The sequence below is a fragment of the Leclercia sp. LSNIH1 genome, from assembly GCF_002902985.1.
Classification (GTDB): domain Bacteria; phylum Pseudomonadota; class Gammaproteobacteria; order Enterobacterales; family Enterobacteriaceae; genus Enterobacter.
This window is the reverse complement of record NZ_CP026167.1, coordinates 1,371,170-1,389,675: the sequence shown is the minus strand read 5'-3', so window position 1 is coordinate 1,389,675 and position 18,506 is coordinate 1,371,170. Positions and strand designations below refer to the sequence as shown.

The 18,506-nt window shown below is 56.3% G+C and carries 21 protein-coding genes and 1 pseudogene; 8 read left to right on the top strand and 14 right to left on the bottom strand.

Features of this window, described 5'->3' with window-relative positions:
- Window positions 1-216: 216 nt before the first annotated feature.
- Window positions 217-858: an OapA family protein gene (locus C2U54_RS07005; RefSeq protein ID WP_103177990.1), complete on the top strand. Its 642-nt coding sequence runs from the start codon at window positions 217-219 to the stop codon at window positions 856-858.
- A 23-nt stretch (window positions 859-881) separates the two neighbouring features.
- On the opposite strand, the gene C2U54_RS07000 is transcribed toward C2U54_RS07005, so the two are convergent.
- From C2U54_RS07000 to rpsF, 5 genes are all read right to left on the bottom strand, one after another.
- Window positions 882-1,823: a DMT family transporter gene (locus tag C2U54_RS07000; RefSeq protein ID WP_103177989.1), complete on the bottom strand. Its 942-nt coding sequence runs from the start codon at window positions 1,821-1,823 to the stop codon at window positions 882-884.
- A gap of 153 nt (window positions 1,824-1,976) precedes the next feature.
- Window positions 1,977-2,426, bottom strand: coding sequence for a 50S ribosomal protein L9 (gene rplI / locus C2U54_RS06995; RefSeq protein ID WP_103177988.1), 450 nt, complete (start codon window positions 2,424-2,426; stop codon window positions 1,977-1,979).
- A 41-nt stretch (window positions 2,427-2,467) separates the two neighbouring features.
- Window positions 2,468-2,695, bottom strand: a complete 228-nt coding sequence (rpsR, locus tag C2U54_RS06990; RefSeq protein ID WP_000135199.1) for a 30S ribosomal protein S18 — start codon at window positions 2,693-2,695, stop codon at window positions 2,468-2,470.
- Between the two features lie 4 nt (window positions 2,696-2,699).
- A complete protein-coding gene (gene priB / locus C2U54_RS06985) occupies window positions 2,700-3,014 on the bottom strand; it encodes a primosomal replication protein N (protein WP_103177987.1) in 315 nt (104 codons plus the stop codon).
- 6 nt (window positions 3,015-3,020) lie between these two features.
- The gene (gene rpsF / locus C2U54_RS06980; RefSeq protein WP_103177986.1) at window positions 3,021-3,416 is read right to left on the bottom strand and encodes a 30S ribosomal protein S6; all 396 of its coding nucleotides are present in this window, start codon (window positions 3,414-3,416) and stop codon (window positions 3,021-3,023) included.
- 344 nt (window positions 3,417-3,760) lie between these two features.
- Between rpsF and yjfY the strand changes: the two genes are divergently transcribed.
- Entirely contained in the window at window positions 3,761-4,036 is a 276-nt protein-coding gene (yjfY, locus tag C2U54_RS06975; RefSeq protein WP_103177985.1) for a DUF1471 family protein YjfY, read from the top strand.
- An 85-nt stretch (window positions 4,037-4,121) separates the two neighbouring features.
- On the opposite strand, the gene C2U54_RS06970 is transcribed toward yjfY, so the two are convergent.
- Genes C2U54_RS06970 through ulaA form a run of 6 tightly spaced genes read right to left on the bottom strand, consistent with a single transcriptional unit; the run spans window position 4,122 to window position 8,531 of the window.
- On the bottom strand, window positions 4,122-4,808 hold the full coding sequence (locus C2U54_RS06970) for an L-ribulose-5-phosphate 4-epimerase (protein ID WP_103177984.1): 687 nt from the start codon (window positions 4,806-4,808) through the stop codon (window positions 4,122-4,124).
- The gene (locus C2U54_RS06965; RefSeq protein ID WP_103177983.1) at window positions 4,795-5,661 is read right to left on the bottom strand and encodes an L-ribulose-5-phosphate 3-epimerase; all 867 of its coding nucleotides are present in this window, start codon (window positions 5,659-5,661) and stop codon (window positions 4,795-4,797) included. The genes C2U54_RS06970 and C2U54_RS06965 overlap by 14 nt, the downstream gene beginning before the upstream one ends.
- A 9-nt stretch (window positions 5,662-5,670) precedes the next feature.
- Window positions 5,671-6,321 (bottom strand): 3-keto-L-gulonate-6-phosphate decarboxylase UlaD, encoded by a 651-nt coding sequence (locus C2U54_RS06960; RefSeq protein ID WP_103177982.1) that lies wholly within the window; start codon window positions 6,319-6,321, stop codon window positions 5,671-5,673.
- A gap of 13 nt (window positions 6,322-6,334) precedes the next feature.
- Window positions 6,335-6,802, bottom strand: a complete 468-nt coding sequence (gene ulaC, locus C2U54_RS06955) for a PTS ascorbate transporter subunit IIA (RefSeq protein WP_103177981.1) — start codon at window positions 6,800-6,802, stop codon at window positions 6,335-6,337.
- A gap of 10 nt (window positions 6,803-6,812) precedes the next feature.
- The gene (gene ulaB, locus C2U54_RS06950; RefSeq protein WP_103177980.1) at window positions 6,813-7,118 is read right to left on the bottom strand and encodes a PTS ascorbate transporter subunit IIB; all 306 of its coding nucleotides are present in this window, start codon (window positions 7,116-7,118) and stop codon (window positions 6,813-6,815) included.
- Window positions 7,119-7,130: 12 nt separating this feature from the next.
- On the bottom strand, window positions 7,131-8,531 hold the full coding sequence (ulaA, locus tag C2U54_RS06945) for a PTS ascorbate transporter subunit IIC (protein ID WP_103177979.1): 1,401 nt from the start codon (window positions 8,529-8,531) through the stop codon (window positions 7,131-7,133).
- A gap of 354 nt (window positions 8,532-8,885) precedes the next feature.
- Between ulaA and ulaG the strand changes: the two genes are divergently transcribed.
- Together ulaG and ulaR are read left to right on the top strand one after the other, a co-directional pair.
- Window positions 8,886-9,950 (top strand): L-ascorbate 6-phosphate lactonase, encoded by a 1,065-nt coding sequence (gene ulaG / locus C2U54_RS06940; protein ID WP_103177978.1) that lies wholly within the window; start codon window positions 8,886-8,888, stop codon window positions 9,948-9,950.
- Window positions 9,951-10,058: 108 nt separating this feature from the next.
- Window positions 10,059-10,814: an HTH-type transcriptional regulator UlaR gene (gene ulaR, locus C2U54_RS06935; RefSeq protein ID WP_103177977.1), complete on the top strand. Its 756-nt coding sequence runs from the start codon at window positions 10,059-10,061 to the stop codon at window positions 10,812-10,814.
- Here the strand turns inward: ulaR and yjfP are convergent.
- Window positions 10,811-11,542, bottom strand: coding sequence for an esterase (gene yjfP, locus C2U54_RS06930; RefSeq protein ID WP_103177976.1), 732 nt, complete (start codon window positions 11,540-11,542; stop codon window positions 10,811-10,813). The two genes, ulaR and yjfP, sit on opposite strands and share 4 nt — an antisense overlap.
- A gap of 138 nt (window positions 11,543-11,680) precedes the next feature.
- On the opposite strand from yjfP, the pseudogene bsmA reads away from it, so the two are divergent.
- The 3 genes and pseudogenes from bsmA to C2U54_RS06915 all read left to right on the top strand — a co-directional run bounded on the left by bsmA (window position 11,681) and on the right by C2U54_RS06915 (window position 14,531).
- Window positions 11,681-12,011, top strand: a pseudogene (bsmA, locus tag C2U54_RS06925) (biofilm peroxide resistance protein BsmA).
- 135 nt (window positions 12,012-12,146) lie between these two features.
- The gene (gene yjfN, locus C2U54_RS06920; RefSeq protein ID WP_103177975.1) at window positions 12,147-12,434 is read left to right on the top strand and encodes a DUF1471 family protease activator YjfN; all 288 of its coding nucleotides are present in this window, start codon (window positions 12,147-12,149) and stop codon (window positions 12,432-12,434) included.
- A gap of 171 nt (window positions 12,435-12,605) precedes the next feature.
- Complete coding sequence (locus C2U54_RS06915) at window positions 12,606-14,531, top strand: methyl-accepting chemotaxis protein (protein WP_103177974.1); 1,926 nt, start codon at window positions 12,606-12,608, stop codon at window positions 14,529-14,531.
- A 3-nt stretch (window positions 14,532-14,534) separates the two neighbouring features.
- Here the strand turns inward: C2U54_RS06915 and C2U54_RS06910 are convergent, their stop codons facing one another.
- Entirely contained in the window at window positions 14,535-16,157 is a 1,623-nt protein-coding gene (locus tag C2U54_RS06910) for an isovaleryl-CoA dehydrogenase (protein WP_103177973.1), read from the bottom strand.
- Window positions 16,158-16,339: 182 nt separating this feature from the next.
- Here C2U54_RS06910 and C2U54_RS06905 point away from each other — a divergent pair, with 182 nt between their 5' ends.
- Complete coding sequence (locus C2U54_RS06905) at window positions 16,340-17,629, top strand: MFS transporter (protein ID WP_103177972.1); 1,290 nt, start codon at window positions 16,340-16,342, stop codon at window positions 17,627-17,629.
- An 87-nt stretch (window positions 17,630-17,716) separates the two neighbouring features.
- On the opposite strand, the gene rlmB is transcribed toward C2U54_RS06905, so the two are convergent.
- Window positions 17,717-18,448 (bottom strand): 23S rRNA (guanosine(2251)-2'-O)-methyltransferase RlmB, encoded by a 732-nt coding sequence (rlmB, locus tag C2U54_RS06895; protein WP_039028446.1) that lies wholly within the window; start codon window positions 18,446-18,448, stop codon window positions 17,717-17,719.
- Window positions 18,449-18,506 lie beyond the last annotated feature (58 nt).

Sequence of the window (18,506 nt, the reverse complement as noted above, 5' to 3'; positions counted from 1 at the left end):
CACATTTAAAGTAGCGGGCAGCATAACAGCCACCTTCCATCCGGTAAAACTTTGTCTTATGGAAAGATGACAAATTACGACGAAACGGAAACAATAGAGGCTATCTGGATTTTTCCCGAATGCGTGTCACGGAAGCTGGCTTTGTTACGCTCATCAGGCAGTTAGCAAACTATACTTCTCGGGACAGGAAAAAAGACGCGGAGCAGGAGGAGAGCCATGCCCGGGCCATTTGAACTAAAACCTACCCTGACGAAAATCTGGCATGCGCCAGATAACTTTCGCATCATGGACCCGCTGCCGCCGCTGCACCGCAGAGGCATTATTATCGGTGCGCTGATGGTCATTGTCGGTTTTCTGCTGCCAGGGGGCGCGGACGACAGCGCCACAGCGCCCGTGCGTCGTGATGCCGAACTGGATTTCCGTTCGCAGACGCAGCCGCAGCCAGATTCACAGCCGATGCAAACGCAGCTGGTGTCACCCTCTAACGATCCCGGCCAGGTCGCGCCTGTTGAGCCGGAGCCGATTCAGGAAGAGCAGCCCCAGGAGCAGGTCGCCGCGCCGGTGCAATCCCAGCAATCCCCTCCCGGTATTGAACAGCAGTGGCGTTCCTACCGTGTAGAGTCGGGCAAAACGATGGCGCAGCTGTTCCGCGATCACAACCTGCCGCCGACCGACGTCTATGCCATGGCGCAGGTTGAGGGACCAGGCAAGCCGCTGAGTAACCTGCAAAACGGCCAGATGGTGCAGATTCGCCAGAATGCGAGCGGCGTGGTGACAGGGCTGACCATTGACAGCGGCAACGGCCAGCAGGTGCTGTTTACCCGTCAGTCTGACGGCAGCTTCATCCGCGCCAGATAGCGCTTCGCCCGGTGGCGTAACGCTTACCGGGCCTCTTTTCCACTGACTTTATTCACCCACCAGATCCCAGAGCAGACCAGCACCAGCGCCACGACATATTTGATCTCCAGGATATTTTCACCGAGGAAAATGGCCGAGAGGACGGTTCCGGCCACCGGCACTAAGAAGTTGAACGGGGCGATCATACTGACGCGGTTGTGTTTCAGCAGCAAACTCCACAGTGCAAACGCCACCGAGGAGAGCAGAGTCAGGTAGCCCAGGATGGCCGCCGCTTTGACGCTGGGAACGGCCAGCGTTCCGCCGGTGATATAGCCGCCTGCCACCAGCATCACCCCACCTATCGCCAGCTGCCAGCCGGTCATCACCATCGGATCCACCGTCTGCGAGATGCGTTTGCCGTACAGCGTGGCGGCAGAGAGGATAAACGCCGCCAGCACCACAAAACCATCCCCGTTCCAGACGAAGTGGAAGTCCTGCAAACCGCTGTTAAAGTTCACGATCATCACCCCGGCAAACCCGAGGATACAACCGAGGGCTTTGTTGTAGCTGATCCTGTCGTTCTGATAGATAAAGTGCGCCAGCATGACGCTGAAGAAGGTGGCGGTCGCGTTCATGATCGACCCTTTGGCGCCCGTTGTGTATGCCAGACCGATATAAAAGAACGTGTACTGGATCGTCGTCTGCGTCAGGCCCAGTATCGTCAGTTGCCCGAACTGGCGCGGGCTGAGCCGACCAATCGGCTTGCGCTGGGCCAAAGCGAGCAGCAGCAATAGCAGGCCAGCAAAAACAAAGCGATAACCCGCAAAGACCACTTTTGATGGAATGTCGTTGGTGGCGATATGAAAGAGTTCGTAGCCACTCTTGATCGCGGGATAGGAGCTACCCCATAGCAGACAGCACAGCGTAGCGCTGGCGAACACGATGTTTTTACGGGAGAAAAGCGGTGCAGGCAGAGCGGTATTCATGACAAATCCCAAAGATAAAATAGCGTTTCATTTTATTATCAGGGAATGCGCAAGGAATAGCCACCATACAAGTCACAAAGAAGGTAACAGGAGCCGTTAAAAAGCAAAACGCCGGCACAAGGCCGGCGCTTCGACGTGGTGAAGAGTAATTACTTACTCAGCAACAACGTTAACAACCAGTTTCGCGAAGACTTCGCTGTGAACCTGGAAGTCCACTTCGTGCTCACCGGTGGTACGCAGAACGCCGTTCGGCAGACGAACTTCGCTCTTAGCAACGTCAACGCCAGCTGCAGTTACAGCGTCAGCGATGTCGCGAGTACCGATGGAACCGAACAGTTTACCTTCGTCGCCAGATTTAGACGCGATGGTAACGGTGCCCAGTGCGTTGATTTTCTCAGCGCGAGCGTTAGCAGCCGCCAGAACGTCAGCCAGTTTGGCTTCCAGTTCAGCACGACGTGCTTCGAAAAACTCTACGTTTTTCTTGGTAGCAGGAACAGCTTTACCCTGTGGAACCAGGAAGTTACGAGCGTAGCCCGCTTTAACGTTTACCTGATCACCCAGGCTGCCCAGGTTTGCTACTTTATCAAGCAGAATAACTTGCATTACCTTATCCTCTTAAAGTCGTATTAATGGACCGTGCCCGATTACTGATGACGATCAGTGTACGGCAGCAGAGACAGGTAGCGAGCGCGTTTGATAGCGCGAGCCAGCTGACGCTGGTATTTTGCACGAGTACCGGTGATACGGCTTGGGACAATCTTACCGCTTTCGGTGATGTAGTTTTTCAGCGTTGCGATATCTTTATAGTCGATCTCTTGAACGCCTTCCGCGGTGAAACGGCAGAACTTGCGACGACGGAAATAACGTGCCATTTGGCTAGTCTCCAGAATCTATCAAATCAATCTGCTCGGCATGCAGAACAAGTTTGCTCAGGCCGTTCTTTGCCTTGTGGCAAGAGATGAACCCCTGAACCGTTACTGCGCTACCGACCGTTATACTGTGAGTAATGGCCTGGTTTTCGTGACCGCTAATAATAACGGGCATTTGGCACCACGCCTGCCGGTTAAACCCGGCTTCCTCCTGCACTGAACGATGCTCAAGCACGAACTGGCAGTGAGGAATTCCTGATGGGCTGACCTTGCGAAGTGGGGTCCTGCACACGGTACCGGACAACACCAGACGGTTGGTCATCAGAAATTACTCTTCAGAATCCCCAGCATCAGAATCATCTGCGGTTTCGTTTGCGAAATCATCGCGACGCTCACGGCGCTCGTCTTTCGCTTTAACCATCGGAGATGCTTCGGTCACTGCGTTTTTGGTACGCATAACCATGCTGCGGATAACGGCATCGTTGAAGCGGAAGTTAGTTTCCAGCTCATCGATCGCTTCCTGCGGAGCTTCAACGTTCATCAGAACGTAGTGAGCTTTGTGCAGTTTGTTGATCGGATAAGCCAGCTGACGACGGCCCCAGTCTTCCAGACGGTGGATCGTGCCTTCTGCTGCAGTGATTGCACCAGTGTAGCGCTCGATCATACCCGGAACCTGTTCGCTCTGGTCAGGATGGACCATAAAAACGATTTCGTAATGACGCATCGAATTGCTCCTTACGGATTATTCAGCCTCCTGTCTGGGTCAGCCGAGGCCCGGGGAGGCAAGGAACGTGTTAAAGGTCGGCTGAAAAATTGACGCGTCATAATACTTGCGCGCCCCCCGAAACTCAAGCTGATTGCGCAAATAATTCGCACAAAGCGCAAAGCGGGTCTAAGTGGGTGATTTACCATTACTCACGGCCGATCGCGGCGATTTTTTGAACAACTGCATCAGAAATGGTCGCCATAGCCTGTAAGAATCGTGCTTACACTTTAATCAGACCCTGTCTCTGGACAAAAGACAGCCGTGAATATCGTCGCACCGTAGTGAGTCGTGGAGCGCATATCATGAAAAAAATCACCCTTGCCGTTCTGGCTGCGCTTTTGCTTTGTGCAAACGCGACAGCAGCCATTCAGGTTGATGGCCGACAGGCCAGAAATATGGATGATGTGCAAAGTCTGGGCGTCATTTATATCAACCATAACTTCGCCACGGAAAGTGAAGCGACTGAAGCCATTAATGCAGAAGCCGATGCGCGGGATGCCCGCTACTATCACGTCATGCTCACCCGTGAACCGGGCAGCAACGGCAATATGCACGTCAGCGCAGATATCTATCGGTAACGCTTTGACGCTAGCACCAGGAAAGCCAACAACGAAAAAATTGTCATAGTCTCATTAGCCCCCTGCCCGGGGGCTTTTTTTACTTTCATTTCTGCCCGTAATAAGCATTTTCACCATGCTTGCGCATAAAGTGTTTGTTCATCAGATAGCTGTCGACAGGCTTCAGGTGTGGATTAATTCCTCGCGCTATCCACGCCATTTTCGCCACCTCTTCCATTACCACGGCATTGTGTACGGCGTCGTGAGCATCACTTCCCCAGGCAAAAGGGCCATGCTGAAAGACCACAATCCCCGGCCTGTGCAGCGGTTCGCCGTCACCCAGCGTTTCAATGATCACCTTGCCGGTATTGAGTTCGTACTCGCCGAGCACCTCCTCTTCGGTGAGCGCGCGCGTGCAGGGGATATCGCCAAAGAAGTAGTCTGCATGGGTGGTGCCGAGCGCGGGGATCGCCAGCCCTGCCTGCGCCCAGGCGGTCGCATGGGTCGAGTGGGTATGCACTATCCCGCCAAGGGAGGGATAACGCCGATAGAGCGCCAGGTGGGTCGCGGTATCAGATGAGGGTCGCCATTGCCCCTCCACCACATTGCCGCTGAGGTCCACCACCACCATGTCATCCACGCGCATGGTCTCGTAGGCCACTCCGCTGGGTTTGATCGCCACCAGCCCGCGCTGACGGTCAATCGCGCTGACATTTCCCCAGGTAAAGGTCACCAGACCGTAGCGCGGCAAATCCATGTTTGCCTCAAACACCTGCTGTTTAAGCTGCTGCATGATCTTCCTCCCCAAGCCCGGCTCGCGCCATACGTTCAAGTATCCAGTCGCGCGCCTGCGCCACGTCGCGCTCGGGATCGTCCGACGTTTCACTCCACATCTCGATCAGGTAAGGCCCACAATAGCCACTCTGTTTTAACGTCTGGAAACAGCGTTCAAAATCGACGACTCCGCTGCCAAACGGTACGTTTTTGAAGACGCCGGAGCGGGTATCCTTCACATGTACCGCCACGATATGCCCAATGCCGGCCTGGAGTTCCATCTGCACGTCGTTATCCCACGCAGAGAGATTGCCGATGTCGGGATAGAGCTGGAACCACGGATTGTTCAGGTAATGGGCATAACCCAATGCCTTGCTGATGGAGTTCATCAACGGATAATCCATGATCTCCATCGCCAGGGTGACCTGCGCGCGGCTGGCCATTTCAACGCTCTCTTTCAGGCCATCACGGAAACGACGACGCGTCTCATCATTGGCTTCCTGATAGTAAACGTCATAACCGGCAAGCTGGATTACGCGGATCCCGACGTCCTGCGCAAAGCGAATCGCTTTACGCATGATCTCAAGGCCCTGCGCCCGCACTGCGTCATCTTCACTGCCGAGCGGAAAACGACGGTGGGCGCTCAGGCACATCGAGGGAACTCTTACGCCGGTTTCGGCGACGGCGTCCACCAGCGCCAAACGCTGCTCGCGGCTCCAGTCGAGACGGGAGAGGCGCGCATCCGTCTCATCCACCGATATTTCAACGAAATCGAATCCCAGCCGTTTCGCCAGCTGCAGCCGCTCAAGCCAGCACTCACCGGTGGGGAGCGCCTTTTCATAGATGCCAAGCGGAACCTGTTTGCTTAACATAACCGCTCCTTATCCCCACAGCTGGGCGATGGAACGTTTAAACTGACGCGCCGCTTCCACCGGCGAGGCGGCATCGCGAATGCTGCGACCGGCGATAAAGACGTGGATTGGAATACCGGCAAACAGCGGCAAATCCTCCAGCGCCAGCCCGCCCGTCACCGTAACCTTAAAGCCCATATCCGCCAGACGCTTAACGGCGCTGATATCCGCCTCGCCCCATGCAACCCCCGCAGCCTGCGCATCGCGGCTGCGGTGATAGACCACCTGCTGAATACCTGCAGCGCGCCACGCTTCTGCCTGCTCCCAGGTCCAGAAGCCCGTGAGTTCGATCTGCACGTCACCGTTAAATTCCTTCGCGACCTCCAGCGCGCCTTTCGCGGTGTTGATATCTGCACAGCAGATGACCGTCACCCAGTCGGCATTGGCTTCGAAACACATCCGCGACAGGATTTTGCCCGCATCGGCAATTTTGGCGTCGGCCAGCACAATCTTATGCGGATAGAGGGCTTTCAGATCGCGGACGGCACGGACCCCCTCCCCTACGCACAGAATGGTGCCCACTTCGATAATGTCCACCTCTTCCGCAATCAGACGCGTGGTTTCGTAAGCGTGGGCCAGAGTCTGGTTATCCAGCGCAACCTGCAACATTGGTAATGACATGTTCAACTCCCTTTTAAGCTGCCGCCGCAGTGGCATTGTCGATTAAATCCAGCACGTCCTGCGCGGTACGGCAGGCGCGTAAACGGTCAAAATTGGCTTCATCTTCAAACAGGTTGACGATCTGCATAATGCCCACCTCCTGGTGAGTATTGGCATCAACGGCCGCCATGGTGATCAGGATGTCTACCGGATCGTTATCTTCGTGGTTAAACACCAGCGGCGTTTTCAGGGTGACCAGGGCGAAACCGGTTTTTTTGACCCCCTCTTCCGGGCGGCCATGCGGCATCGCCAGCCCTGGCGCAATCACAAAATAGGGCCCGAACTGCTCAACGCCATCAAGAATGGCCTGGTAATAGCGCGGCTCAACGACATCCGCCTTAACCAGCAGATCAACGCCCAGCTTTACCGCCTCCTGCCAGGTTCTGGCTTCGGCCTGGAGAAGGATGGAGTTATTCTCCGCCAGCGAATCACGTAGTTTCATATGCCTCTCCTTACTTCACATCTTGCGGAAAGTGCGCTTTGATCACTTCCAGCAATTTTGGGCCGAAGTCCGCAGGCGACAGCATGTTGCGCACCCCTACCACGTATTTATTGCCTGCGACGCTAATCTCACCGGCGATGTGGGTAGAGGCGATGATGATGTCCGCGCCGTTCAGTTCACTTTTGTATTCACCCACCGCGCAGCTGTTTACCGTGTGGTCAATGTTTGACTGGGTTAAAAACTGGTCCACTTTCATCTTCATGATCATGGAGCTCCCTTGCCCATTGCCACACACAGCCAGGATACGTACGGTCATAATCAAAACTCCTTAGTGAGCAGAAACTTCTGCTGTTTGTTTTTCCGCATCTTCTTCCGCCCGCAGCGTACGGCCGGCGAAGAACATATACGCCAGTGCAATCAGAATGATGACGCCCATAAAGGCAAGGCCGACAGAGGCGAAGCCCTGCATCATCGGCGGTGCCAGAATCGACCAGTCCGCCATGCCCATCCAGGCGCTCATACCGGTCAGTTTGACCGCCCACACGCAGCCGAAGATTTCAACCATGCCCATTACCAGGCAGATCTTGAGCGCCGCGCGCCAGCCGCCAAAGTGGTTAGCGAACACGCCGATAGTGGCGTTGGAGAAGAACATCGGGATAAAGCCAGGAATGATCAGGATGGAGGAGCCGCAGCCCACCAGGATGCCCACCGCAATCAGCTGGCCGATGGTGCCCCACATAAAGCCCCAGACGACGGCGTTCGGCGCGAAGCTATAGATCGCCGCGCAGTCAATTGCCAGTACGGCGCCAGGGATCAGGCGTTGAGAAATACCGTTGAAGGCCTCAGACAGTTCGGCCACGAACATGCGCACGCCCTGGGTGATGATGAAAATCGCTACCGCGAAGGAGAAGCCGGTTTGCAGGATATAGATAGACCAGTGCGTTTTACCGGCCATCGCCTGCACCGTATCAATACCGAATGAGAGCAGGATCGCACCGAAGAAAATGGTCATCACGATGGCAGTAGAGACGATATTGTCGTGGAAGATATTCAGCCAGCCGGGCAGCTTCAGATCTTCAACACTCTCCTCTTTTTTCCCCAGATAGGGGGCGACTTTATAGGCAATCCATGAGGCAAACTGCTGTTGGTGGCCGATAGAGAAACCGCAGCCGTCGGTCACTTCCTGCGTCGGCTTGTACATCATATTGGAGGTGATGCCCCAATAGAGCGAGACCAGGATCGCCGTGCAGATAATGGTGGTCCACATCGGGTAGCCGAAGATATAGAGGGAAACCGCAATCAATCCAGCCTGCTGGAACATGATGTGGCCGGTGAGCATGATGGTGCGGATGCCGGTAATCCGACGCAGCAGAACGTAAATGATGTTCAGCGCCAGTGCGAGCAGGACGGCGTACCCTACCCAACTATAGGCATCTCCCATACGTTCGATAGTGGCCATCATTGAGGCGTAGGTGTCTGATATGGCGCCGTTGATGCCATAGACTTCCGACATTTTGGCAACAACGGGTTTAAAGGTGCTGGTTAAAATGCCTGAACCCGCCTGAAGCAGCATAAAACCGATGATGGTTTTAATGGTGCCTTTGATTATCACGCTCACGCTTTTACGCAGCAGGATATAACCCAGGCACGTCACGATACCCAACAGCAGCGGGGCGTTGGTCATGACCTGATTAAAAAAGACGGTAAAGACGCTGTAGAGGATCTCCATAACACTCTCCGGTAAAGGCAATACGATGCCTGGTGTTCGTACAACAGGCCCCCACTCTAGTAATCACAAATAATCACGACAAGATTGAATTTGATTATTTGTGACGTATCACGCAAATTATTTCCACCCTAAGTGCAATGTCTTTATCTGCATCTGCGCAAAACCAATAAAAATCATTTATTTCAATAAGTTATACAGTAAAAAGCATAATAATCACGTATATGATTTTTAATCAGAGCAGCTTTAGATTGCCGTAACGCTCGCAAATCGCCATTGCAATGCTGATTCATTGGTGACAATATCAATCAAAACACGTCACCAAATGATTACTTGTGATAGAGAGGGAGTCTGACTATGAGTAAAGTGAACACTATTACCCGCGAATCATGGATCCTCAGCACCTTCCCGGAATGGGGAAGCTGGCTGAATGAGGAGATCGAGCAGGAGCAGGTCGCGCCGGGCACATTTGCAATGTGGTGGCTGGGTTGTACCGGCATCTGGCTGAAATCTCAGGGCGGGGCTAATGTTTGCGTCGATTTCTGGTGCGGCACCGGCAAACAGAGCCACGGCAACCCACTGATGAAAAAAGGCCATCAGATGCAGCGTATGGCGGGCGTCGAGAAGCTGCAGCCAAACCTGCGTACCACACCATTTGTCCTTGATCCCTTTGCGATTCGTCAGATAGATGCCGTCCTATCGACGCACGATCACAACGATCACATCGACGTTAACGTCGCGGCGGCAGTCATGCAGAACTGTGCAGATGACGTGCCTTTCATTGGACCGCAGACCTGCGTCGATTTGTGGATCGGTTGGGGCGTGCCAAAAGAGCGCTGCATCGTGGTGAAACCGGGCGATGTGGTGAAAATCAAAGACATTGAAATTCATGCCCTCGACGCGTTTGACCGTACAGCGCTGATTACTCTGCCAGCCGATCAGAAGGCCGCGGGTGTGTTACCGGACGGCATGGACCTACGTGCGGTAAACTACCTGTTCAAAACCCCGGGCGGTACGCTGTACCACAGCGGTGACTCACACTACTCCAACTACTATGCCAAACACGGTAACGAGCACCATATCGACGTGGCGCTGGGCTCCTATGGCGAAAACCCGCGCGGCATCACCGATAAGATGACCAGCGCTGACATTCTGCGCATGGCTGAAGCGTTGAATACCCAGGTGGTGATCCCGTTCCACCATGATATCTGGTCAAACTTCCAGGCCGATCCGCAGGAGATCCGCGTGCTGTGGGAGATGAAAAAAGATCGTCTGAAATATGGTTTTAAGCCCTTTATCTGGCAGGTGGGCGGCAAGTTTACCTGGCCGCTGGATAAAGATAATTTCGAATATCACTACCCGCGCGGCTTTGACGACTGCTTTACCATTGAGCCGGATCTGCCGTTCAAATCTTTCCTGTAATTGTCCCCTCATCGCTAGGCGCTGTGCCTGGCGATTCCAACTTTTGCTTAGTAATTTCAGGCTATTTCAAATATCATCTTTTAAAATCAATTTATTTCGGAATAGCTCATGACAGAAGCACAACGTCATCAAATCTTACTGGAACTCCTGGCGCAAACGGGGTTTGTTACCGTTGAGCAGGTGATTGCCCGGCTGGGCGTTTCTCCCGCCACGGCACGCCGGGATATCAACAAACTTGATGAGAGCGGTAAGCTGAAAAAGGTGCGTAACGGCGCGGAAGGGATCAGCCAGCAGCGCCCACGCTGGTCGCCGATGAATATTCATCAGGCGCAGAACCACGACGAGAAAGTGCGTATTGCCAGAGCCGCCTCCCAGCTGGTTAATCCTGGCGAAAGCGTGGTGATCAACTGCGGTTCCACCGCCTTTCTGTTGGGTCGTGAGATGTGCGGCAAACCGGTGCAGATCATCACCAACTACCTGCCGCTGGCCAACTACCTGATCGACCAGGAGCACGAAAGCGTGGTGATCATGGGCGGGCAGTACAACAAGAGCCAGTCCATCACCCTAAGCCCGCAGGACAGCGAGAACACGCTCTATGCCGGCCACTGGATGTTTACCAGCGGCAAGGGGCTCACCGCCGAAGGGCTGTATAAAACCGACATGCTGACGGCGATGGCGGAGCAGAAGATGCTGAACGTGGTCGGCAAGCTGGTGGTCCTGGTCGACAGCAGCAAGGTCGGGGAACGTGCGGGCATGCTCTTCAGCCGTGCCGAGCAGATAGACATGGTGATCACGGGTAAAAACGCAAATCCACAGATCCTCCAGAAACTGGAAGATCAGGGTGTGAAGATCCTGCGCGTTTAAAGGTGCTGGCGGAAAAACGCGACCGTGGCGTCGAGCGCGCCCGGCGTAATACGGTGTTTTACTCCCGCCTCCCACAGACAGGTCAGATTTTTATCCAGCCCTTCCTGCTGCAACGCCTGTTGCAGGCGGAACGTCTCCCCGGCGGGCACCACATCATCCTCCTCACCGTGCCACAGCAGCAGCGGGCGGTCAGCCAGACGCGGTAGCGCGGTCGTTACCTCCCAGTCAGCAAGCGGTGCGACCATCGACGCGAATGACCCGGGTTGCTGCGGCGGAAACAGCGTGCGGGCCAGCGAGGTAAAGTAGCCCGAGCCCATCAGGCTTGCCACACATTTGACCTCCGGATAGCGCGCCATAATGCCCAGCGCGGTCATTCCCCCCATTGAGGCCCCGGCCACCGCGAGCCGTTCATCGGCCACCAGCCCGGCCTGATATAGCGCATCCCGCAGCGGGGCAAACTCGGTGAGGTTGCCATGCAGGATCGGCCAGAACTGTCCCAGGCGGGCTTGCTCATCACCGCTAAAACGGGCCCCGTGATCGGGGGCATCCGGCATTACCACCCGAAAACCTGCCTGCGCCAGCGCCACCGCAAAATAGCTGTAGACCAGTTTTGATGAGGTAAAACCATGATAAAAAATAACAACCGGAAGCGGTTTAGCTCCTTTTCCTGCCGGAACAGCATGTACAATCTCATGGTCGCCAAGCTGCCGTACTTCAAGTTCAATCATTATTGGGCCTCATACTTATGGGTGAATCATAATGTTGAGAACTGGCTTACGCTTTCACACAATTTTCATTCGAAATTTACGCTATAGCTAACAATTTGGGAACATTCCCCCAATGTCAAATCAACAGAGATCTACACTATGGCTATCAGGAAACGAGACAGGTTTATGCGAAAGTTTGCTGCTTTAACGCTGATGGTGTTGTTGGGCGGATGTAGCGTATTGCAAGGTACGCCGCAGCCTGCGCCACCGGTCGCCGATCACCCCCAGGAGATACGTCGTAATCAAACGGAAGGATTACAGCGAATGGGTACCGTGACCGCACTCGAGCGAGGCTCTCCCGATGATGCGGCAGAGGCCATTAAAGCAAAAGCTGTCGCCGCGAAAGCAGATTATTACGTCATTGTCCTTATCGATGATAACCATCGTGACGGGACAATGGTATTCGCAAGCCATTTTATACCGTAAATAACGCGCGGTATTTAAACGACATTTACACTGCTTTGCGTCCATAGACGTTTTCCTGTCCACAATAAACTCCAGCCAGTGACAATGGAAATGAGTTTATTAGCGAAGGATTGCCCGGCGGATACCGGGGACACGTAAAATGGAGCTGACGATGAAACGATCTCTTGCTTTGACCACACTGCTACTCTCAGCCGGTCTGGTGAGTACGGCAGCACAGTCAGCTGAATTTGCCAGCGCTGATTGTGTGACGGGTTTAAACGAAATTGGATTGATCTCCGTGAGTGATATCTCAGGGAGCCCGCAGGACGTAGAGCGCATGATTGCGCTGAAGGCCGATGAGCAGGGTGCCTCGTGGTATCGCATCATAAAAATGCAGGAAGAGAGCCATGCCGATCGCTGGCGGGCGCAGGCCATACTTTATGTCTGAAAATCGTCAATAAAAGCCACTAAAAAAGAGTGGCTTTTTAATCTTTACAATTCTATTATCCTTGCCATAACTCCGCCGAGATAACTTTGTAACATTTTGTTACATAAAGCCAATAAATGTTATCCCCGCTCTGCCGTTGAAAAGCGATACCTTTTTAACAATGAGCAATTTATGATCAACTTTTTCCGCCGTGCAGGTCTGGGCACAAAGCTATCGCTGCTTACCGGCTTGAGTGTTGCCACTCTCTTTTTACTTTTCACCTTTCTCCTGAGCTACAACGCTAGTCAAAAACTTGAATCGCTGGCCGTAGAAGACCTGCATAACCAGTCTACCGGCGTGGTGGATATGGTGCAGATGTTCAATACCAGCCTCACCGAAGAGGTAGAAAGTTACACCCGCCTGTTCACCACCTTTTTACCGCAGCCGCTGAGTATTGATGCCAGCCAGACCCGCGTCATCAACGACCAGAGCGTCCCCCTGCTGAAAGGCGGCGATACGGAACTGCATGAGAACAACACCACCCCCGATGATTTTCTGAATCGCACCGGCGCGATCTCTACGCTCTTTGTCCGTAGCGGCGACGATTTTGTCCGCGTGGCGACCTCGCTGCGTAAAGAGAACGGCGACCGGGCCATCGGTACGGTACTCGACCATGCCAGCCCGGCATGGGAAGTGGTCAACAAAGGCGAGGTATATCGCGGCCTCGCCCTGCTGTTCGGTAAGCGCTATATCACCCAGTACCAGCCGGTAAAAGATGCGGGCGGGCAGGTGATCGCCATTATCTTCGTTGGGGTCGACATTACCCACTCCTGGAACGTCATGCGCGAGAAGATCCTTAGCCGCCGTCTGGGCGAGAGCGGTCACTTCTTTGTACTGAACCGCAGTAACGGCAAGAACCACGGCCAGTACCTGTTCCATAGCGCAGAAGAGGGAGAGCTGCCGAAGTGGGATAACGCCGTTCAGCAACAGCTGCTGGGGGATCACTCCGGCACCCTGGAGCGTCACAGCGCCGATGGCCGCACGTTGATTATGGCCTGGACACCGCTACCGGGCTGGAACTGGACGATTGTGGGTGAGGTGGATAAAACCGTACTGCTGGCTGATGTGACCAGCATGCGCGACCGTTTCCTGCTGGCGGGCGTGGCGCTTTCCGCGCTCTTTGCCATGCTGTTCGTGTTTATTATCCGCCGCTGGCTCACGCGCCCGCTGCGCGATGTGATTGGCCTGGCCGAACAGTATGCCGCAGGCGATCTGCGCGCCACCCTGCCCGCCACCCGTCAGGATGAGGTGGGTCAGTTGATCGGCGCCATCAACGGCATTGGCGGCGGGCTGCAAAAAATCGTGCTCCAGGTGCGGGAAGCTGCGGGCGATATTCATCTGGGGACCAACGCCCTGGCGGCGGATACCGGCGAGATCTCCGAGCAGATCAATAAGCAGGCCAGCAGCGTGGAGGAGACATCCGCCAGTATGGAGCAGCTGGCGGCCACCGTGCAGCAGAACGCCGCCAATATGGAGCAGACCCAGCAGCTGGTCGGCGAAACCTCCCGGGCGGTGCACCAGGGCGGGGAGACCGTCAGCAATGCTGTCTCCACTATGGATGATATTCGCGAGGCATCGAAACGTATCGAAGCCATCACCCGGGTGATTGAGGGGATCGCCTTCCAGACCAATATTCTGGCGCTCAACGCCGCCGTCGAAGCCGCCCGGGCGGGCGAGCACGGTAAAGGCTTCGCCGTGGTAGCCCAGGAGGTCCGCGCTCTCGCAGCGCGCAGCGCCAACGCGGTGAAGGAGATTGAGCAGCTGATTGGCGATACGCTCAGCAAGGTGAGCGAAGGCCACGCCCTGTCGGAGCAGACCCGCCAGGCGATGGAGAGCATCATCGCGCACATCGATAACATCAAGGCGCTGGTAACCGAGATTAACCATGCCTCCCACGAGCAGTCGGCGGGTATCGGTCAGGTGAATCTGGCGATGACCCATATCGGCGAAGCGTCGCATATCAACGCCGACCGCGTCTCACGCAGCGAACAGACGGCGCAAACCCTGCGGGAGAAGGGTTCACACCTGACCGAGCTGGTCAGCCTGTTCCGCCTGTAAGGATCAGGCCACGCCGCCCGTGGCGCGCAGCAGCAGGTCGTCCTGGACCTGCTCGCTGAGCAACGATCGGCCACGGGCGTCGAGCATTTCACGGCACCAGGCCTGCGCCAGTGGCGGAGAAGCGTGGCGCAGCATCTGCGCCCCTGCGCCCAGCAGGTAAATCTGCCGGGCGATCTCTCTGCCCTGCGCCTCCTGCGGTTTACGCAGTTTTTGCTGGAGCTGCCGCCAGCTGCGATCGAAATGACGATCCTGACCTTTAACCTCGGCAAAATCTGCCAAGAGCAGATCGATCACGCCAGGCTGCTTCGCCAGCACCCGCAGCACGTCCAGCCCCATGATATTGCCCGAGCCTTCCCAGATGCTGTTAACCGGCATCTCACGGTACAGGCGCGGCAGCTCGCTCTCTTCGCAATAGCCAATGCCGCCAAGAACCTCCATCGCTTCGGCGACGAAGGGTATCCCCGCTTTGCAGATCGCCAGTTTCGCGGCCGGAGTAAACAGCCTCGCCCACAGGGCTTCGTGTTCATTGTCCCGGCGATCCCAGGCCCGCGCGAGGCGGAACAAGAGCGCCGTCTGCCCCTCCAGCTGGAGCGCCATGCGGCTTAACACATCGCGCATCAGCGGCTGGTCGATCAGGTTTTTGCCAAAAGTCTGCCGCTGGTGGGCATGGTACAACGCCACCGAGAAGGCCCGGCGCATCAGGCCGTGGCTGCCGAGCGCGCAGTCGAAACGGGTGAGGCCGCCCATCTTCAGGATCTGGCGCACCCCTTCCCCCTCTTCGCCCAGCAGCCAGCCGGTGGCATCGAGGAACTCGGCTTCGCTGCTGGCGTTCGAGCGGTTACCCAGCTTCTCTTTCAGGCGCTCCAGATGCACGGCATTGCGCAGACCGTCGGGCAGAAAACGGGGGACGAAGAAGCACGACAGGCCGCCTTTGGCCTGCGCCAGCACCAGGTGGGCATCGCTTTGCGGCACCGAGAAAAACCACTTATGCCCCACCAGCCGATAACTCCCGTCGCCGCAGCGTTCTGCCCGGGTGGTGTTGCTGAGAACATCCGATCCGCCCTGCTTTTCCGTCATTCCCATCCCGATAAGCAGGCCGCGCTTCTGGTTACCCGGCGCCAGATGCGAGTCATACCGGTCGCTCAGTAACGGCGCCAGCCAGTCGTGAAACGTGCGCGGTAGCGCCTGCTGCAAAAGCGGCGTAGCGGCGTGGGTCATGGTGATGGGGCAAAGCGTGCCGGCCTCAACCTGCGCATGGAGGATAAAACGTGCCGCCCGGGCCACGAAGGCCCCTTTTCGCGCCTCCTCCTCCCACGCCAGGTTATGTACCCGGTTGGCACAAAGCCCCTGCATCAGCAGGTGCCAGGCGGGATGGAAGCGCACATCATCCAGCCGGGTTCCGCTGGCATCATAGCGCAGCAGTTCAGGGGGATTGGCGTTGGCCAGGCGGCCAAGCTCCAGGGATTCTGCCGTACCCAGCTGTTGACCGATGCTGGCGAGCAGCCCGGCATCCCAGTCGGCACCTTCACGATTGACCGCTTCACACAGCGCGCGATCGGAAAGAAACAGGTTGCTGTTGGTGAGTGGCGCAGGCTGATTAAAAACAGTGTGCGTCTGCCAGTGCATAACGTATCCCTCCTTCTATGGCAATGGAATAAGTATGGACAAACCGGGCAGGCGCTGCACAGCAGCGGGCGCACAATATCGCCACGCTCAAGCGTGAATCTGGTCACACAATGAACGAATAATAAATTTCTTATCGTTTGTTATGGTGAATAATTTATTCTTACCCTCATGGAGAGATGACGATGCAAACCACTCAACGGGCGCCGGATGCCCATAAACGCGCTTTAATTGCTGGCTCAATTGGTAATTTCATCGAATGGTACGAATTTGCGGTGTACGGCTTTCTCGCCACCGTGATCGCGAAGAACTTCTTTCAGCTCAGCGGTGAGGCGGGACTGACCAGCCTGATCCTCACCTACGCCTCTTTCGCCATCGCCTTCTTCTTTCGTCCGCTGGGGGCCATCATATTTGGCCGGATTGGCGATCGCATCGGCCGCAAACCCACACTGATTATCGTGCTGGTGATGATGACCCTGGCAACCGCGGCAATCGGCATCGTGCCGGTCTATGCCAGCATCGGCATTGCCGCCCCGCTCATCATCACCGGTCTGCGGATCCTGCAGGGGCTTTTCGCCGGGGGAGAGTATGGCGGTGCGGTGTCGCTGATGACCGAGTTCGCCCCGCGCGGTAAACGTGGGCTCTACGGCGCATGGCAGTCCTTTACCGTCGCGCTGGGTCTGCTGGCCGGCGCGGGCATTGTGGCGCTGCTCTCCGCGCTGCTGACGCCAGACGCCCTGCACGACTGGGGCTGGCGCATTCCCTTCTTTATCGCCCTGCCGCTGGGGGCGGTGGCCCTGTGGCTGCGGGTGAGCATGGAAGAGACGCCCAGCTTCGTGAAGCAACAAACCAAACCGGTGGCCGTGAAGGCGCGCACCAGCGACACGCTGAAAGCCATCGGGATGGGAATTGGCCGGGTGATGGTGTGGTCTGCCGCCGGCTATACCTATCTGGTGATCATGCCCGCCTACCTGCAATCGGCCCTGCATACGGGCTTTAACCAGGCGCTGCTGATTGCGGTCATCTCCAATATCGGTTTTGCGCTGACCATTATCCCATCGGGGATCCTCAGCGACCGCATCGGACGCCGCACAGTGATGGTTATCGCCGCCGCGCTGCTGCTGATTCTTGCCCTGCCGCTGCTGAAAATTTTGCAGGCGGAGTCCAGCACCCTGGCGGTGAAAGCGATAGTGGTGCTGATTGCCGGTGGCCTGGTGGGGATGCTGGCAGGGCCAGGCCCGGCCATGCTGTCAGAGATGTTCCCGACCAGGGTGCGCTATACCGGACTGGGGCTGGCCTATTCGCTGTCGAACGCCATCTTCTCGGGCTGTGCGGGGCTAATCATTACCGGGCTGATAAAAGAGACGGGGAACCTGGATATTCCGGCCTATTACGTGATGGTCACGGCGGTGGTGAGTATTGTGGCGCTGATGACGCTTAAGAAGGATGACCATTTGCGGTCGCTGGAGGAGTGATAGTGCCGGGTGGCGGCTTCGCCTTACCCGGCCTACAACAGCACGGACCGTGGGCCCGGTAAGCGCAGCGCCACCGGGCACAACAGACTACCCGCGCTGGCGTACCGCTTCGAACAGGCAGATGCCGGTTGCAACGGAAACGTTCAGGGACGAGACGCTGCCCGCCATCGGAATGCTGATCAGCTCGTCGCAATGCTCCCGCGTCAGACGACGCATGCCTTCACCTTCGGCACCCATCACCAGCGCCAGGCGACCGGTCATTTTGCTCTGGAACAGGGTATGGTCTGCCTCACCCGCAGTACCAACGATCCAGATATTCTCTTCCTGTAACTGACGCATGGTGCGCGCCAGGTTGGTCACGCGGATCAGCGGCACGTTCTCCGCCGCGCCGCAGGCCACTTTTTTGGCCGTCGCGTTGAGCTGCGCGGAGCGATCTTTTGGCACAATCACCGCATGGACGCCCGCCGCATCGGCGCTACGCAGGCAGGCACCGAGGTTGTGCGGATCGGTCACGCCGTCGAGGATCAGGAAGAACGGGTTATCCAGCGCGGCGATCAGATCCGGCAGATCGTTCTCCTGATACTGGCGGCCCGGCTTCACGCGGGCGATGATGCCCTGGTGCACTGCCCCTTCGCTTTTCTCATCCAGGTACTGACGGTTCGCCAGCTGGATCACCACGCCCTGCGCTTCCAGGGCATGGATCAGCGGCATCAGGCGTTTATCTTCACGCCCTTTCAGAATAAAGACTTCCTGAAAACGCTCCGGTGCGCGCTCCAGCAGGGCCTGCACCGCGTGGATGCCGTAAATCATTTCACTCATTGATGGTTCTCATTAATTACTGTTCACCTCTCCCTGCCGGGAGAGGATCAAGGTCAGG

Excerpts from the sequence above, each read along its gene's own strand:
- C2U54_RS07005 (WP_103177990.1), top strand. The coding sequence starts at position 217 with ATGCCCGGGCCATTTGAACTAAAACCTACCCTGACGAAAATCTGGCAT.
- C2U54_RS07000 (WP_103177989.1), bottom strand. The coding sequence starts at position 1,823 with ATGAATACCGCTCTGCCTGCACCGCTTTTCTCCCGTAAAAACATCGTG.
- rplI (WP_103177988.1), bottom strand. The coding sequence starts at position 2,426 with ATGCAAGTTATTCTGCTTGATAAAGTAGCAAACCTGGGCAGCCTGGGT.
- rpsR (WP_000135199.1), bottom strand. The coding sequence starts at position 2,695 with ATGGCACGTTATTTCCGTCGTCGCAAGTTCTGCCGTTTCACCGCGGAA.
- priB (WP_103177987.1), bottom strand. The coding sequence starts at position 3,014 with ATGACCAACCGTCTGGTGTTGTCCGGTACCGTGTGCAGGACCCCACTT.
- rpsF (WP_103177986.1), bottom strand. The coding sequence starts at position 3,416 with ATGCGTCATTACGAAATCGTTTTTATGGTCCATCCTGACCAGAGCGAA.
- yjfY (WP_103177985.1), top strand. The coding sequence starts at position 3,761 with ATGAAAAAAATCACCCTTGCCGTTCTGGCTGCGCTTTTGCTTTGTGCA.
- C2U54_RS06970 (WP_103177984.1), bottom strand. The coding sequence starts at position 4,808 with ATGCAGCAGCTTAAACAGCAGGTGTTTGAGGCAAACATGGATTTGCCG.
- C2U54_RS06965 (WP_103177983.1), bottom strand. The coding sequence starts at position 5,661 with ATGTTAAGCAAACAGGTTCCGCTTGGCATCTATGAAAAGGCGCTCCCC.
- C2U54_RS06960 (WP_103177982.1), bottom strand. The coding sequence starts at position 6,321 with ATGTCATTACCAATGTTGCAGGTTGCGCTGGATAACCAGACTCTGGCC.
- ulaC (WP_103177981.1), bottom strand. The coding sequence starts at position 6,802 with ATGAAACTACGTGATTCGCTGGCGGAGAATAACTCCATCCTTCTCCAG.
- ulaB (WP_103177980.1), bottom strand. The coding sequence starts at position 7,118 with ATGACCGTACGTATCCTGGCTGTGTGTGGCAATGGGCAAGGGAGCTCC.
- ulaA (WP_103177979.1), bottom strand. The coding sequence starts at position 8,531 with ATGGAGATCCTCTACAGCGTCTTTACCGTCTTTTTTAATCAGGTCATG.
- ulaG (WP_103177978.1), top strand. The coding sequence starts at position 8,886 with ATGAGTAAAGTGAACACTATTACCCGCGAATCATGGATCCTCAGCACC.
- ulaR (WP_103177977.1), top strand. The coding sequence starts at position 10,059 with ATGACAGAAGCACAACGTCATCAAATCTTACTGGAACTCCTGGCGCAA.
- yjfP (WP_103177976.1), bottom strand. The coding sequence starts at position 11,542 with ATGATTGAACTTGAAGTACGGCAGCTTGGCGACCATGAGATTGTACAT.
- yjfN (WP_103177975.1), top strand. The coding sequence starts at position 12,147 with ATGGAGCTGACGATGAAACGATCTCTTGCTTTGACCACACTGCTACTC.
- C2U54_RS06915 (WP_103177974.1), top strand. The coding sequence starts at position 12,606 with ATGATCAACTTTTTCCGCCGTGCAGGTCTGGGCACAAAGCTATCGCTG.
- C2U54_RS06910 (WP_103177973.1), bottom strand. The coding sequence starts at position 16,157 with ATGCACTGGCAGACGCACACTGTTTTTAATCAGCCTGCGCCACTCACC.
- C2U54_RS06905 (WP_103177972.1), top strand. The coding sequence starts at position 16,340 with ATGCAAACCACTCAACGGGCGCCGGATGCCCATAAACGCGCTTTAATT.
- rlmB (WP_039028446.1), bottom strand. The coding sequence starts at position 18,448 with ATGAGTGAAATGATTTACGGCATCCACGCGGTGCAGGCCCTGCTGGAG.